We start from the raw sequence: 14,743 nt of genomic DNA, 5'->3' as shown, positions 1-14,743 counted from the left end.
ACATTCGATTGCGCATTTAATGATTTATTTTGCAGCTTTTAATAAGTTGCTTTCGCTTATACCTACATTCTTACGATTTGCTAAAGCAATTAATGTATCTTTCAAAACATCCATCTCCATATCCAATAACTTATCCAACAAAATTGTCAGCTCACCCTCACTAACTGGGTTCGCCTTGCCAATATGGATTTTCGGAAATACTTGCTCGTTTTGAATTTCGTCTTTATTTAGTAATTCTTCATATAACTTCTCGCCTGGACGAATCCCCGCAAATTTAATGCCGATATCTTCTTTTTCATATCCAGACAAGCGGATTAAATTTTCGGCAAGGTCGACGATTCTCACAGGCTCTCCCATATCAAGAACGAAGACTTCCCCGCCTTCGGCTAAGGTACCTGCCTGAATTACCAAACGAGATGCTTCAGGAATTGTCATGAAATAGCGGGTCATTCGTTCATCTGTAACGGTAATTGGGCCGCCTGCTGCAATTTGCTTCTTAAATAATGGAATTACCGATCCGCGTGAACCGAGTACATTTCCAAAACGCACGGCTGCAAATTTCGTCTTACTGCGTTTTGCCAAGTTCTGAACGATCATTTCTGCAAAGCGCTTCGTCGCTCCCATTACATTCGGAGGATTAACTGCTTTATCCGTTGACACCATGACGAAGTTTTTCACTCCTGCAAAATGCGCGGCATCCGCTACGTTTTTCGTACCGAAGATGTTATTCTTCACAGCTTCCATCGGATTTCCTTCCATTAATGGAACATGCTTATGCGCTGCTGCGTGGTAGACGACATCCGGCTCGTAGTCCATCATGATCTGGATCATGCGTTCACGGTCCTGGACGTCTGCAATGATCGGAATGATTTCGGTATCGCAGTCGATCGAATTGCGCAGTTCCATGTCGATCAGGTAAATCGAGTTTTCGCCGTGGCCGAGAAGCAAGAGCTTCTCCGGTGTAAAGCGTGAGATCTGGCGGCAGATTTCAGAACCGATCGAACCGCCTGCACCTGTGACGAGGACGGTCTTCCCTGTCAGCTGCCCCTGGATTTTATTCATATCCAATTTCACTTCGTCGCGTCCCAGCAAGTCTTCGATTTTGACGTCTTGCATGTCGGTAACGGAGAGCTTTCCAGTCATCAAGTCTTCGATGAGCGGAATGATTTGGGTTTTGATGCCGGTGTCGACGCACTGGGAAATGATTTCTGCGGTTTCTGGTTTTGGGAGTGAAGGAATCGCGAAGACGATTTGTTCGATTTTGTTGTCTTTGGCAATATCGGCTATGGCATCGGTGCCGCCGACGACCCGCACGCCGTAAATTTCCAATCCTTGCTTTTTGATGTCATCGTCTACGAAGGCAATCGGCATCAAGCCTTTTTCCGGGTTGTTGATGAGCTGGCGGGCAACTAACGTGCCGGCTCTTCCCGCTCCGACGATCATCGTGCGTTTTTGGTCGTTTTGACGGTGGCCGAGGAACATATCCCGGAGCAGACGCCAGGAAAGCCTGGATCCTCCGATTAATAAGAGGTGCAGCATCCACGTAATGGCCAGCGCCCGAAGCAGCACATCTCCCCGCACAAAGTATTGGACCAGACCGACCGCGATGACGGAGAAAGTCACCGCCTTAAAGATCGACGTCAGTTCGCCGATCGATGCGTATTCCCAAATTTTCCGGTAGAGCCCGTAATACATCGCAAATGCGTGGTGCGCGGCAAAGATCGTCGTAGCGCTCGCCAGCAAGAAGACGCTGTCAAAGGGGTTGGTCCATGGATGAAGCAAGAAATAACCGATAAAGATGGAGAAGAAAACAATTAAGGAATCCAGCAATACCAACAGGGATACTCGGTTTTTCAAAGACACGCTATTCACTCCTTTCCATTTTAAGTACTTTAGATCTAGGCAATTAGACTATACATCTATTTTAGCATACTAGTATTTGGAAAAGAATACATTTCAAACACAAATTCTTACTTTTTCTGTTATTAATTTCTAAGATAACTTACAATTCCTACAAATTCATGAATACGTAATCCTTAGTTCCCGAAAAAGAATACGTTTCGTTTTTATTTCAACAGCTTATGTATGAATAGTCCTGAGGAATGGGTCTAGGGGTCTAAAACCGGAAAATCCGTTTATAGGCCTTTTTCCGAGCTCGTTTAGGCATAGAAAAAAGCAAAAAGGGAAGCCCTTTTTACTTTTCAGCTCCGTAGTATTGGTAATAGTAATTGTCTTTCGGCAAAATGAAGTTATTTAAAACGGCGCCGATCAGGCGGCTATTGGATGAAGCAATCGCTTCTTTCGCTTTTAGGGCCATTTCTTTTTCCGTTGTGCCGGAGTTGACGACGAGGATTGTACCTTCGCATTTGCTGGCAAGGATCTGGCCATCGGTTACGGAAAGAACCGGAGGCGCATCGAAAATGATGATGTCATACGTTTCTTTTAATTGTTCAATCAACGCGTCCATTGATTTGGATGCCAAAAGCTCCGCCGGGTTTGGCGGAATCGGTCCGCACGTCAATAAGTCGAGGCGTTCGATATCGGTTTCCCGGATCGCCGCTTCCGCTTCGATTTGGCGGGTTAAGACAGATGACAAGCCTTGCGTGTTCCCCATATGGAACGTGTAATGCGTCGTCGGTTTCCGCATATCGGCATCGACCAATAAGACGCGCTTCCCTTCTTGTGCGAACACCACAGCAAGGTTCGCCGAAGCGGTCGATTTCCCTTCAGACGGCGCTGCTGATGTCACAAGCAGCGACCGGATATCGGCATCCGGCGACGAGAAATTGATGTTCGTCCGGAGTGTCCGGAATTGTTCCGCAACGTATGAGCGGGGATTTGTAAACGAGATTACTTTACGCGCAGTTTCCTGCATTGCATTCTTTCTCTTCTTTGCCATCTGTTTACGCTCCCCTTCTCTTCGATGATGTTTTAGCAGCTTCCTGCAGATCGGTTTTTTCTTCAATTGGTGAAATCATGCCAAGCACCGGGATCCCGAGTACGTCCTCAATGTCCTGATCGCTTTTGATCGTCGTATCCAAGTATTCAAGCAAGAAAGCGAGCCCGACGCCAAGCATCAAACCGATGACGGCGGCAATGGCCATATTGAGCATCGGATTCGGTTTAATCGGTGTTGGATCCTCTTTCATGACCGCTGGAGACAAGATCGATACGTTGTCGACGTTCATCAATTCCAGAATTTCAGTTTGGAAAACGTCCGCAGTCGTGTTTGCAATGTCTACGGCAATTGCCGGATCGGCATCTTCAACCGATACGTTTACGACTTGTGAGTTTTCGGCGTTGCTGACGGTGATTTTACTGTTCAGCTGTTCAGCCGACAAGCCAAGGTCCAGCTGCTGGGCCACTTGATCGAGAATGGCCGGGCTTTTGATAATGACGGAGTATGTATTGATCAATTGCAGGTCGGTTTGGATGTTCTGATTGGTCAGCTGCGATGCTTCCGTCTGTTCCTGGTTGACGAGAATCTGCGTTGACGTCTGGTAAATCGGCGTCAGCAATGTGTAGCTGACAACACCTGCGATGATGACTGCGATGACCGTCAAAGCGATGATCAAGACGAGCCTTTTCTTTAACGTGGTGAAAAGTTCCTGTAACGAGATGGTTTCTTCCATGTGCCGTTTGACTCCTTTTAAGGTAAATGTGGTAGGTTCTTACTTTAAATGACAGGACAGCCCCTCTTTTGATGCGGGAATCAGCTGGCGGTTAAAGTCCGATTGGTCTAAGCGGTGGTAAATAATTTCCTGTTCACCGGTTCACTTTATCTCAGTATAACATGAAGTTATAAGGGTATTGCGGTTTATTTTGGAAAATTTTCGTAGGTATTGTTTCCTTTATTGGGAAGGATGCAGGTATTTTCACATGCCCAGATGGATAAATTATGTCGAAAACCGTGCGTGGAGAAGAGATTTTTGAGTTTTTTAGCAGGACGATTAGAAACGAATTGGAAAAGAGATTCTTAATAAAAATAGTTGGAGCAGACTGACTTTATTCTTACCTATTTTGTATTGCCTAAGGGTTATAGCCTAGCCATTGGGGTTTGGCAGCCATGAGCTAAAAGAAGCAACGTCTGGTTTTATTGTATGGATTTAGGAATTCACATGACTTCTCTTAGATTTCCTCCTATAATGAGAGTTACTAAGAAAAAGGGGCTTTTTGGCAATGACTTCTAAGATTTTAATCATCGTTCCCGCTTATAACGAGGAACAGGCCATTGTTGGAACAGTCCAGCAACTGGAACAATTTGATGAGTATGATTATGTGGTGATTAACGACGGCTCAACGGACCGGACGAAAGAAATTCTGGAAGCACATAACTTTTCGCACGTGACGCTTCCTTTGAACTTGGGCATCGGCGGTGCAGTCCAGACCGGCTTCCGGTACGCGGAACGATTTGGCTATGATTATGCCATTCAGCTGGATGCAGATGGCCAGCACGATCCGGAAGATCTTCATCATTTGGTGGCGGAGATGAAAAAGCGGGATGTGGATATGCTGATCGGTTCGCGGTTTTTGGAGAAGTCGAATTACAAAGGCAGTTGGACGCGCCGGGTCGGCATTCTTTATTTCAATTATTTGTTGCGCCTGATTGCAAGGGTGAACATCACGGATCCGACTTCCGGCTACCGGATTGTGAACCGCCGCGTGATCGAGTGGTTTGCGAAGGACTATCCGGTGGATTACCCGGAGGTGGAAGTGATTGTGAAGCTTGCCCGCAAAGGCTTTAAAGTGGAAGAGACGAAAGTCGAGATGAATGCGAGGCAAGGCGGCGCATCTTCGATCACGCCCGGCAAGTCGGTCTATTATATGGCGAAAGTAACCTTCTTTTCGCTGATCCGTTCTTATATATAGGAAGGAGTTTTGTGAATGAATACGGTTTATCTCATTGTGATCGCTTCTTCTCTCTTCTTTCTGTTTGTCGTGATCGGGATGACGGCGAAGAACAAGCTGACGGACCAGTACGCGTTTATGTGGCTGACGTTTTCGATTATTGGCGTCGTGCTCGCGTTCGCGTTGCCTTATTTAAATGATTTTGCCCGCGCGATCGGCATCAGCTATTTGCCGTCGCTGATTTTTTTGCTGGCGTTTTTGGTGGTGTTGAGTTTACTCATCTACCATACGCATTTATTGTCGAAGCAGGAGCATCGCATCAAGACGCTCGTGCAGGACGTTGCGTTTTTGCAGCGTGAAATACAGGAAGTACGGAAAGAGGATTCTCGTTCATGAATATTGTGTCGCTGTTGTTGGTATTGTGCAATACGTTGATATTGGTTGCTGGCCAGTTTTTATGGAAAGTCGGCATGGAGAAAAATACGGATGCGTTCAGTTCGATTTTCTCGGTGGTTAAATTGTTTTTCACGCCGTATATTTTTTCGGGCCTGACGATGTATGGGCTTGCGACGGTGTTGTGGCTGTTCATTTTGACGCGGGTGCCGCTGAGTGTGGCGTATCCGCTGCAGTCGAGTGCGTATGTGATTGCGGTGGTTGGCGCGTTTTTCATTTTCGGTGAGGCGATTACGCTTTGGAAGATTGCAGGTGTGTGCTTTATCATGCTTGGGGTTTCGATTATCGGGATTAGTGAGATGCGTTGATGGTGAGTTTGGAGCCTCCTTTTTAGGGGGCTTTTTGTTTTGATGAAATTTTTGTAGTGTTCTAAACCCGCTCGACCCGCTTAGGGGGAACTCCCGTAAGAAGCCCGGAAAGGCACCGGTCTTCTTACTTCGTATCCCCCATGGCGCTCCCTCACTTTTGGGTGTGGTGGTAGTTTTGTTGAAATCACCTCAAAACCTGCTGAAATTACCCCAAAGTCAACTGAATTTACCCTTTTAGGTGTCGAAATCAACTTTTCTCCTGTTGAAATCACCCTGCACTTGTTTTTGTCGCTTTTCGCGAAGCGGAAAGCCGGTTTTGAGTAATGAGGTTTTTGTTTTTTGTATGAGTTCTCCCCTCCTCTATTCAGAACGGCATAACTGCCAGTGAAAAGTAGTCCATCTTGCTCTTTTTTTCGGGAAGTGTTTTGAGGTCTGTTTCATTTGCGGGTGTTTGGTTTAGAATGGGAGATAGGTTTTGTTTTCTTGGAGAATTTAGTAGAATGGATGGATTGTTTCATTCTTACAGATCAGAGGGGTTTCGTTGTGATATTTAATTCGTTTGAGTTTATCTTTTTGTTCCTTCCGATTGTTTTTGTGGTTTATTACCTGCTTGGCCGGCTGCATATTCCGTTTGCGAAAAGCTGGTTGCTCGTTGCATCGCTGTTCTTCTATGGCTATTGGAATCCGGCGTATTTGCCGCTGATTTTGGTATCGATGGTGATCAACTATACTGTCGGGGCGTTTCTTGGGAAGAACCGGGCGAAGCCGCTACGCAAAGGGATTCTGACATTAGGAATTGTCTTTAATGTCGGCTTGCTTGGCTATTATAAGTACTACGATTTCTTTGTGGAGAACATCAATATTGTGTTCGGTTCGGAGATTGTGCTGAAAGAGCTGCTGTTGCCGCTCGCAATCAGTTTTTATACGTTCCAGCAAATTGCGTATCTGGTGGATTCGTACCGCCTCGAGACAAAGGAATACAATTTCCTCAATTATGGGTTATTCGTTTCCTTTTTCCCGCAGCTGATCGCAGGTCCGATTGTACACCACGGCCAAGTGATGTCGCAGTTTACGGATAAGAAAAATTACCGGATCCAGTATGAGAACCTTTCGAAGGGGCTCTTGGTGTTTGCGATTGGGCTGTTCAAGAAAGTCGGGATTGCGGATGTGTTTGCCGGTTGGGCGAACACCGGCTATAGCGATGTTGCGTCGCTGACATTCCTTGACAGCTGGTTTACGACGCTTTCCTATACGCTGCAATTGTATTTCGATTTCAGCGGCTATTCGGATATGGCGATCGGACTCGCCCTCTTGTTCAATATCCGCTTGCCGATCAATTTCAATTCTCCGTATAAGGCGCGCGACATCCAGGACTTCTGGCGGCGCTGGCATATTACGTTGTCGCATTTCTTAACTGCTTATATTTACATACCGCTCGGCGGCAACCGCAAAGGGCCGCGGCGGACGTATTTGAATATCTTCATCATCTTTTTGGTGAGCGGCATCTGGCACGGCGCCGGCTGGACGTTCCTCATCTGGGGCGTTCTGCACGGCGTGGCAAGTGTCATCTGCCGCTACTGGAAGCTTGCGGGCTATAAGATGAACAGCATCGCCGCCTGGGTAACGACGTTTTTATTCGTCCACTTGGCTTGGGTATTCTTCCGTGCGTTGACTTTGGAAGACGCAATGACGGTGCTCGGTGCCATGTTCGGCTTCAACGGCTTCTACTTACCTGCCGGCATTTACAAACTGTTCCCGGACATCAATCCGGACTGGGTCGTGCTTCTGCCGTTTGATACGCCAACGATTCATATGTATTTCTTACTATTGATTGGTTTATTGCTCAGCTGGTTTGCGAAAAACTCGATCGAAATCAAAAATGAGATGAAACGGAATGTGCCGATGGCAATTTTTGTCGCGCTGCTGCTCTTCTACAGCACGATGCAATTGCAGCAAGTGAGCGAATTCCTGTACTTCAACTTCTAGGAGGAGATCCCGTGGACGATAAGAATTTTACAATGACGGTCATGACGATCTTCGCTTCGCTGACCGCAATTGTGGTGGCGGTGAATTTTTGGATCGATCCGCTTTGGCATTATGCCCATACGCACCTGTTCAACGATGTGCAGGTCGTGACCGATGAGCGCGAGCAGAAGACGGCGAATCAAAAATACCAGCCTAAGACAGCCGATACGCTGTTGATTGGCTCAAGCCGCAGCACGTATATCCATACGACCGCGTTTGAAGACTGGGATGTCTATAATTATTCGGTGGCGAACCTGTCGATGCGGGAATACCGGACGATGATCGAATATGCGTTTGAGAAGAATCCGGATTACGAACGCATTGTGCTCGGCGTCGATTTCTTCAAGTCGAGCACGCAGGAAGCGGAAGCGCCGAAGGATATTACGAACCACGTGGCGCGGACCGAGAAATCGTTTTACCGGACGAAGAATTTATTGTCATTGGATGTTTTTGAAACGTCGCTGAAGAATTTGCGTTTGTCTGCGGCCAATGAGATTTCTGAAGACCGCTTGTATAATCGCGAAGGCAATGCATTTGCGCGGCGGTTAAGTCCTGAAGAGACAGCTGCGGATACGGCGACTAAAATCGAGATGTTCGAGAAAAGCTTCTACGGTTCGCATTATGTGTACTACCCTCGCTATAAAGAGATCATGGGGATTGTGAAGGATACGGAGCCGGAAATTGAGAAGACCGTGTATACGACGCCGATTTCAACCGAGCTGTTCAAGTCGCTTGTGGCGACGGATCTGTATGATGACTACGAGGTTTGGCTGCGCGATTTGGTTGACGTGTACGGCGGCGTATGGAATTTCATGTATCCGAACTCGGTGACGAATGAAATTACGAATTATTACGATGGGCATCACTTTTATCCGGAGATCGGCAACCTGATCGCAAAGCGTGTGGAGCAAGGTGCGGACGCTGCGGTGCCGGAGGATTTCGGGGTTTTTGTGACGGCAGAGAATATTGAGGAACATTTGGAAGATGTGAGAGCTTTGGTTGATGGGTTGGAGATTGAGTGATGGTTTTAATAGGCGTTCGTCCCGCTTAGGGGGTGACTTTCGCAAGAAGCCAAGCAAAGAGCGCTTGTCTTCTTGCTGCGTCACCCCCATGGCGCTCCCTCACTTGGGTTGTGGTTGTAGGTAGGGTGAGAAAATCGAGAGTGATTTTTCGAGGCTGCTTGTACCTTTTGGTGCGGGTGGCTTTTTTTTTGATGGCGGCGAAATCACCCTGTCAGGTGTCGAAATCACCCTTCTCTCATTTGAAATCACCCCTCCGCTCCACGAAATCACCCTTCTCGCCTTCGAAATCACCCCACACATCAAGGTTTTGCCTTTTCTCGCTTTTTGCGGAGCAAAAACGACGGTTTTGGGCAATTGAGTTTTAAGGGTTTGGGCGAGTTGCTCGCTAACGGACTTGAGTTTCCTCACACTGCCCTTACCCAAAATAAAAACGCCTCCGCATTACGCGAAGACGTTCCACCATTTTGGTTTTGGGATGTCCTGGGGTTCCAAGACGATCAAGTTGCGGTTGAGCAGGATGCGTTCGTTGTTTTCGAGCATCAAGTCGACCATTTCGTGGCGATTCTTTTTTTCCAGGTAGTCGAGTCCTTCATTGAATAGGAATGGACGTTTGTCCAAGCTATGTACATCGGAGCCGTAGACGTGGATCAAGTTCGCATCGAGCAAGGTTAAAGCGGTTTTCTGGATGGCTTTGCCGAAACTTCCGGCGATGGAGCCGGCGGTTACTTGAGCGACAGCTCCGTGGAGGAGGAGTTTTCGCAGGCGCTCCGGCTTTTCGATAATGCCTTGGTTGCGTTCCGCGTGCGCGATGACCGGCACGTAATTGGCTAAAATCAGCTGTTGGATGATCGGCACGGTGTATGCCGGGATGCCAGATGACGGCAGTTCCAGCAAGACGTATTGCGAATCAGCAAGCGGCAATGCTTCGCCGTCTTTTAGGCGCTGCGGCAATTGTTCCGACAGGCGATTTTCAAGGCCGCTGTAAACTTTGATCGGCAGCTGCTGTTCTTCGATGTAGGCATTCGCTGCGGCCAATTGGGTTCGGACGGCCCCGATATCGGTCTTGAAATTGGGGTGGTGACCATGCGGTGTGGCGATGATGCCGGTGATTTGCTCTTCGACTGCTTTTTCAAGAAGCCGTTTTGTCTGTTCCATCGTTTCAGCGCCGTCATCGAGCCCTGCCAAAATGTGTGAATGCGTGTCAATCATAGGTGTTCTCCTCCGTTGCTTGAAAAATGTTGAGTGGAAGCCTTTCGCAGGTTTTATTAGTTGAGGGGCTTTCGTCTTTCATTTAAAAAACAGGCACTCCGGTTAAGAAGTGCCTATTCGTATGATTAGTTGATAAATTTAATTGAGTTAAGGAAATTATACAGGATTCTTGACGTTTCTGCACGTGTTGTTTCATTTTGTGAACGGAACGTGTTGTCTTTGAAACCAGACAGATAAGATGCTTGAAGCACGCGCTCAACATGCGGACGCGCTGCAGGCGAAATGTAACGGTAATCGGCGAAGCTTGATACTTTCTTCGTCGTATCTAATTTTACATCTTCAGACCCGATATAGTCCATTGCTTTGCTGATCATGATAGCCGCTTCGTTGCGTGTGATTTCGTTGTACGGTCCGAACTTGCCGTTGCCGTAGCCTGAAACGATTCCCGCTTCAACCACTGCTGCGATTTCTCCGTTGCGGTTAACCGCTTGCGTTGGAGATACGTCCGTGAAGTCTGCTGAGTTCACGTCTTCAGCCACTAAACCAAGTCCACGAGCAAGCACGGCTGCGAATTCGCCGCGCGTGATTGAAGTTGATGGCGAGAAGCTGTCCGCTGATTTACCGGAAACGATCATTTTCGAAGCCAATTTCTCGATATATTCCTCAGCCCAGTAGCCGCGGTTATCGATGTCTTTGAATGTTTTCGAGTTTTGGATCACTGTGTAAGCTGAGTTTGCCGAGAAGTACAATTTCGCTGTTTTTCCATCAATGTATGTTGGAACTGCTGTAAATGAACCGTCCTGGTTTACCCGTACGCCGACTGAAGTCGCTGCGTTAAGTGCCGTCGGAGTTTCGATTGAACGCAATACTGGGTAACCCAAGTATGTAATGTCAATAGATTTGCCGTCTTTCGCTACTGCTTTGATGCTGAATTCAATCGCAAAGCCGATTGATTTTTCTTTCGTCAATTGGTTAGCGATTTTCGTCAATTCCACTGTGATGCTCAGTTCAGAAGAAGCGACGCCAAGTTCTTTCGCAAGTGCTGCTCCGTCGATTACCGATACCGGCAATTCGTATGAAGCTTCAGATGAAGCAATGACGATTACTGCGTCAGCGTTTTTAATTTCAAGTGCTGAAGCCACTGCCAACGGAATCGATACCGCTTCGCCAGGTTTCACATCCACTGCCAATTCTTTCACAGAAGCTGCTTCTTGAATCGCTTTGATGACATCTTCCGGGTTGTTTTTCAATGTATCCGGAGTTACTTCAACTGCGCCTCCAGGAGTTGTTGTTGGTGGTTCGGTTGGCTCAGTAGGAGTTGTTCCGCCCCCGCCTCCGCCGCCGTTTCCTGGTGGTGTTACTACTGGTGGAGCATTTAAATCTGCCACTGCTTTTTCAATGTTTGAAACGATAGTTGCTAATTGTCCCGCAGAAGGTTTTACTACAATATTTTTAATAGAAGCAGGAGCAGCATTATTTTGGAAGAATGTTAATGCTCTGCTATATAGTGGATCCAAGTCTGTAATTGTAGAGTTTAATGCTCCTTCGTATAAGCTTGTACGAACTAGTTCTGCATAAGCGAATACTTCTTGTACTTGAAGATCATCCTTTAAGTATGAGCGAGCACTGTTTTTAAAATTCGTAATTCTCGTTAATGCCGCCGCTTCAACATCCTCAAGTTCAGTTGAAGATAAAGGTGAAATTAACGTGTTTAAGTTTTGAACCAGCCGGTCTTTGCTTGTGTAGTTCGCATCGATGAAAATTCCAGTTTGTTTCGCTACTTCTTTTTGTGCAATTTCGAGAATTGCTTTTTGGTCTTTATTCAAAGCTTCATAGTCAGCTGCAATCTTAGCTGCAATCTGTGCATCTGTTGGCACTTCTGTTGCAGCATCTGCTGTACCAGCCGGGATTCCTACTGCAATGACTGATGATAAAGCCATAGTTCCAGCTAGGAACATTTTCGTGTTTTTGTTTTTGCTCAACCTTGCTCACCTCTTGTTTCAAATTTGTGGTATTGTCTAATTGTAGCTTAATAAAATTGGTACTACAATATTAATTTCTGTAAAAAGTTAGTAATTCGGTAGATATTTGTATATAATTAGCAATTATTGCGGCTATTTTGATTAGAATATTTATTGAGGTATGGGAGGATTTAACGATGAAAAAGCATTGGAAAAAGATAGTTTTGGTCCTGGGGATCATCTTTCTAAGCGTTGCCGGTTATTTGGTGTATTTATTCCAGTTTAAGGAATACGACGTAGCGGACGAACAGGTGGATGAAATTACCAAAGAAAATTACGAAGTGGAATTGCCAGACGGCTCTAAGATTATTGTTGATGGCGATGGAAATGTAATAGAAGAAGGCGCTGGCGAATCCGCAGCGGATGGTTCGAAAGACTCTTCATCCGACAGCGCTGCTGGAACTGACGGCAACTCATCTGACGGTTCGAATAACGGTTCAAACTCAAGCAGCTCTACTGGAGGATCTTCTTCCGACGGCTCAACTGGCACTGCTTCAGGTACAGCCGGCTCGTCAACCTCGAATGGCGGAAACACTTCTGGCAGTTCGGATAAAGCAAGCAATTCTGGATCTAATTCCGGTTCAACTGCTGGCAATACCGGATCAAATGGCTCCGGTTCTTCTAACGCAGGCAAAGGTTCAACTGGTGGTTCTGGAAACTCCGGATCCGGCAATGGTGGATCTGGCAAAGTCACGGTTGCCCAAATCAAGCAGAAATACGAGCCAAGTTTAGCTGATATCGAAAATCAGGCGAATTCACGCATCAACGGATTGGTGAGCCGTGCGAAGAGCGAGTATGACGCGAAAAAAGCAAACGGCGAATCGATCAGCTACGGTTACTTCTATAATAAGTACATGTCTGCAGCTTCTGAACTCGAAGGCCGTACAGACACAGTCTTCTACGCAGTGCTCGGTTCGATGAAAAAAGAGTTAAAAGCGAACGGTCTCGCAGAATCGCATGCTGATTCCCTTGTTTCAGAATATGAAGCACGCAAAGAACAGCGCAAGAGCGATTTGATCAGCAAGGCTACTGGACTATAAGGACAGCAAAAATGCCGCCCACTTTCAAAAAGTGGATGGCATTTTTTATTTGTCCGGGCAAACGTTTTGGTCGGCGTACAGCGCATGTTTGACTTCTTTTAAACCATAGTAGTTCCGGAAGTAGATAAAGACGCGGCGTGGAATTCCGAGTTCTTTTGCTCCTACGGACGGCCCGTAGTTTTTTGTAATGTAGTATTCGTAAATGATGTCTTTCATGGGCTGGCCAAATTGTTCTTCCAGTTGAGTTTGATACATTTCGAACTCTTCCATAAGCACTTTTACCTACTCTCTATATTATTTTAGTTGAAACCAATAATTATCGGGGCTATAAGTTACAACCATTATAGCTCAATCGGTAATTTTTGCCTATAGAGATTCAGAAGTTTTTTGAGAAAAAATGGGTTTATTTGAAATTTACTGGTTAACGACATCCGAGATGTAATAAAAGCCGGAGTCGTCCATGACGACGGTATAGGTTTTATTGCGCTCTTCTTTTGTCGCTTCTCCTGAAGCATTCAGGAAATCAAACGCTTCGTACGTATGGACGAGTGCGTGATCTTCGTTTATTTCCACGCCGGTGATTTCCAGGTCGGTGAATGTGTATTCCATGCCCTGGCCTGTGATTTCCGTGATGTAATCGCGGATGCCGATGTAGGCCGGACTGTCATATAACAACATGTCTTCGACGTAGAAGAAATCTTGGCTGTTGAGCGCGATTTCGTAGTAATAGCGGAAATCGCCGATGAATTCACTCAGGAACACTTCATCAAAGACCAGATTGCCTTCGTGTTCGTAGTCGTATTCATAGTCTTCACCTTCGTAGTTTTCGAAGTCGTCGTATGCCGGGAACAATGCGGTGACTTGGGACTCCGTCATTGGACTGTGGACCCAGCTGTTGACGAGGTCGACCATCGAATGCATTGGAATCGAGAAGCCGATTTCGCTGCCGTCCATGAAGAGCAGTGAGTTAATGCCGATCACTTTGCCGGTTTTCGCATCAATCAGTGGGCCGCCGCTTGAGCCCGGTGCGATTTGGGCATCGATTTGGTAAATGTCTTCATAGAGGAAATCCTGTTCGAAATCGCGGTCGATCCCCGTTAAGTAGCCGATCGAAGCCGTGTTTTCGAAGCCGGACGGGCTGCCGAGCGCGATGACTTCCGTGCCGACATCGGTCGGATTCATTTCGATTTCAAGCGGCGCAATCCCTTCGTACGCATCGACTTGGATGAGCGCGACGTCGTATTTATCTGAAATGCCGATTACTTTGCCGGGCTGTTCCTGGCCGTTGATGTTCCGGACCATGACGTCTGTGAAGCCCGCCACGACGTGGGCATTGGTTACGACCATGCCGCTATCGGTGAATGAAAAACCGGATCCATAGCCATTTTCTGTTTTAATGGTATAGACTTTTTGCTGCGTTTCTTTAATGATAGCCGTCTTTTCACGCGTCTTCGGTTCTGATGGCTCCTGCTGCTCCGCAGGCGGCTGGATCGTTTCGACTTTCGTCACTTCACCAGCAGCCGGTTCTGCTGGCTCCTCTTCTTTTGGCTCTTCCGGTTCCGGCGCTTCTTCTTCGTTGACGTCAGCCGTTTCTTCAGCCGGCTGCTCGGTGCGCTGGCGTTCATCGTCGTCATCGCCGAACAATTGTGCCGCGCCGATACCTCCTGCCAGCAAAACTGCCGCAGCGATGCCGATATACAAGCCCTTTTTCTTTTTCGGCCGTTTCGAGCGCATCTCTTCCAGCGGTTCGCCGCAATTCTTGCAGAAACGTGCGCCTTCTTTATTTTTCTGTCCGCAATTCGAACAATACATAGTCG

The 14,743-nt window shown here is 47.0% G+C and carries 13 protein-coding genes; 6 read left to right on the top strand and 7 right to left on the bottom strand.

What is annotated here, in order from left to right; genetic code table 11:
• Window positions 1–24: 24 nt before the first annotated feature.
• The 3 genes from MTR82_RS06735 to MTR82_RS06725 all read right to left on the bottom strand — a co-directional run bounded on the left by MTR82_RS06735 (window position 25) and on the right by MTR82_RS06725 (window position 3,632).
• Window positions 25–1,863, bottom strand: coding sequence for a polysaccharide biosynthesis protein (locus MTR82_RS06735; protein WP_246808405.1), 1,839 nt, complete (start codon window positions 1,861–1,863; stop codon window positions 25–27).
• 331 nt (window positions 1,864–2,194) lie between these two features.
• Window positions 2,195–2,899, bottom strand: coding sequence for a CpsD/CapB family tyrosine-protein kinase (locus tag MTR82_RS06730; protein ID WP_246808403.1), 705 nt, complete (start codon window positions 2,897–2,899; stop codon window positions 2,195–2,197).
• 4 nt (window positions 2,900–2,903) lie between these two features.
• Entirely contained in the window at window positions 2,904–3,632 is a 729-nt protein-coding gene (locus MTR82_RS06725) for a YveK family protein (RefSeq protein WP_246808402.1), read from the bottom strand.
• Between the two features lie 547 nt (window positions 3,633–4,179).
• On the opposite strand from MTR82_RS06725, the gene MTR82_RS06720 reads away from it, so the two are divergent.
• The 5 genes from MTR82_RS06720 (at window position 4,180) to MTR82_RS06700 (ending at window position 8,656) form a co-directional block, all read left to right on the top strand.
• Window positions 4,180–4,869 (top strand): glycosyltransferase family 2 protein, encoded by a 690-nt coding sequence (locus tag MTR82_RS06720; RefSeq protein WP_052650759.1) that lies wholly within the window; start codon window positions 4,180–4,182, stop codon window positions 4,867–4,869.
• Window positions 4,870–4,884: 15 nt separating this feature from the next.
• On the top strand, window positions 4,885–5,244 hold the full coding sequence (locus MTR82_RS06715; protein ID WP_052650758.1) for a DUF2304 domain-containing protein: 360 nt from the start codon (window positions 4,885–4,887) through the stop codon (window positions 5,242–5,244).
• On the top strand, window positions 5,241–5,609 hold the full coding sequence (locus MTR82_RS06710) for a DMT family transporter (RefSeq protein WP_052650757.1): 369 nt from the start codon (window positions 5,241–5,243) through the stop codon (window positions 5,607–5,609). The genes MTR82_RS06715 and MTR82_RS06710 overlap by 4 nt, the downstream gene beginning before the upstream one ends.
• 543 nt (window positions 5,610–6,152) lie before the next feature.
• Window positions 6,153–7,595: an MBOAT family O-acyltransferase gene (locus tag MTR82_RS06705; RefSeq protein ID WP_246808401.1), complete on the top strand. Its 1,443-nt coding sequence runs from the start codon at window positions 6,153–6,155 to the stop codon at window positions 7,593–7,595.
• Between the two features lie 11 nt (window positions 7,596–7,606).
• Window positions 7,607–8,656 carry a hypothetical protein gene (locus MTR82_RS06700; protein WP_246808399.1) on the top strand — a complete coding sequence of 350 codons (1,050 nt, stop codon included), beginning with the start codon at window positions 7,607–7,609 and terminating at the stop codon, window positions 8,654–8,656.
• Window positions 8,657–9,097: 441 nt separating this feature from the next.
• On the opposite strand, the gene MTR82_RS06695 is transcribed toward MTR82_RS06700, so the two are convergent.
• On the bottom strand, window positions 9,098–9,865 hold the full coding sequence (locus tag MTR82_RS06695) for a tyrosine-protein phosphatase (RefSeq protein WP_246808397.1): 768 nt from the start codon (window positions 9,863–9,865) through the stop codon (window positions 9,098–9,100).
• 125 nt (window positions 9,866–9,990) lie between these two features.
• Window positions 9,991–11,847, bottom strand: a complete 1,857-nt coding sequence (locus MTR82_RS06690) for an S-layer homology domain-containing protein (RefSeq protein WP_246808395.1) — start codon at window positions 11,845–11,847, stop codon at window positions 9,991–9,993.
• A gap of 176 nt (window positions 11,848–12,023) precedes the next feature.
• Between MTR82_RS06690 and MTR82_RS06685 the strand changes: the two genes are divergently transcribed.
• A complete protein-coding gene (locus MTR82_RS06685; protein WP_246808393.1) occupies window positions 12,024–12,926 on the top strand; it encodes a hypothetical protein in 903 nt (300 codons plus the stop codon).
• A 45-nt stretch (window positions 12,927–12,971) separates the two neighbouring features.
• Here MTR82_RS06685 and MTR82_RS06680 read toward each other — a convergent pair whose 3' ends face one another.
• Window positions 12,972–13,181 carry a hypothetical protein gene (locus MTR82_RS06680; RefSeq protein WP_246808392.1) on the bottom strand — a complete coding sequence of 70 codons (210 nt, stop codon included), beginning with the start codon at window positions 13,179–13,181 and terminating at the stop codon, window positions 12,972–12,974.
• A 159-nt stretch (window positions 13,182–13,340) separates the two neighbouring features.
• The gene (locus MTR82_RS06675) at window positions 13,341–14,738 is read right to left on the bottom strand and encodes a trypsin-like peptidase domain-containing protein (RefSeq protein ID WP_246808391.1); all 1,398 of its coding nucleotides are present in this window, start codon (window positions 14,736–14,738) and stop codon (window positions 13,341–13,343) included.
• Window positions 14,739–14,743 lie beyond the last annotated feature (5 nt).

The sequence above is a fragment of the Planococcus ruber genome (assembly GCF_022819085.1).
GTDB lineage: Bacteria > Bacillota > Bacilli > Bacillales_A > Planococcaceae > Planococcus > Planococcus ruber.
The sequence above is the reverse complement of the archived record's forward strand: the minus strand, read 5'-3'. Positions and strand labels throughout refer to the sequence as shown.

Excerpts from the sequence above, each read along its gene's own strand:
- MTR82_RS06685 (WP_246808393.1), top strand. The coding sequence starts at position 12,024 with ATGAAAAAGCATTGGAAAAAGATAGTTTTGGTCCTGGGGATCATCTTT.
- MTR82_RS06675 (WP_246808391.1), bottom strand. The coding sequence starts at position 14,738 with ATGTATTGTTCGAATTGCGGACAGAAAAATAAAGAAGGCGCACGTTTC.
- MTR82_RS06710 (WP_052650757.1), top strand. The coding sequence starts at position 5,241 with ATGAATATTGTGTCGCTGTTGTTGGTATTGTGCAATACGTTGATATTG.
- MTR82_RS06720 (WP_052650759.1), top strand. The coding sequence starts at position 4,180 with ATGACTTCTAAGATTTTAATCATCGTTCCCGCTTATAACGAGGAACAG.
- MTR82_RS06725 (WP_246808402.1), bottom strand. The coding sequence starts at position 3,632 with ATGGAAGAAACCATCTCGTTACAGGAACTTTTCACCACGTTAAAGAAA.
- MTR82_RS06680 (WP_246808392.1), bottom strand. The coding sequence starts at position 13,181 with ATGTATCAAACTCAACTGGAAGAACAATTTGGCCAGCCCATGAAAGAC.
- MTR82_RS06730 (WP_246808403.1), bottom strand. The coding sequence starts at position 2,899 with ATGGCAAAGAAGAGAAAGAATGCAATGCAGGAAACTGCGCGTAAAGTA.
- MTR82_RS06715 (WP_052650758.1), top strand. The coding sequence starts at position 4,885 with ATGAATACGGTTTATCTCATTGTGATCGCTTCTTCTCTCTTCTTTCTG.
- MTR82_RS06695 (WP_246808397.1), bottom strand. The coding sequence starts at position 9,865 with ATGATTGACACGCATTCACACATTTTGGCAGGGCTCGATGACGGCGCT.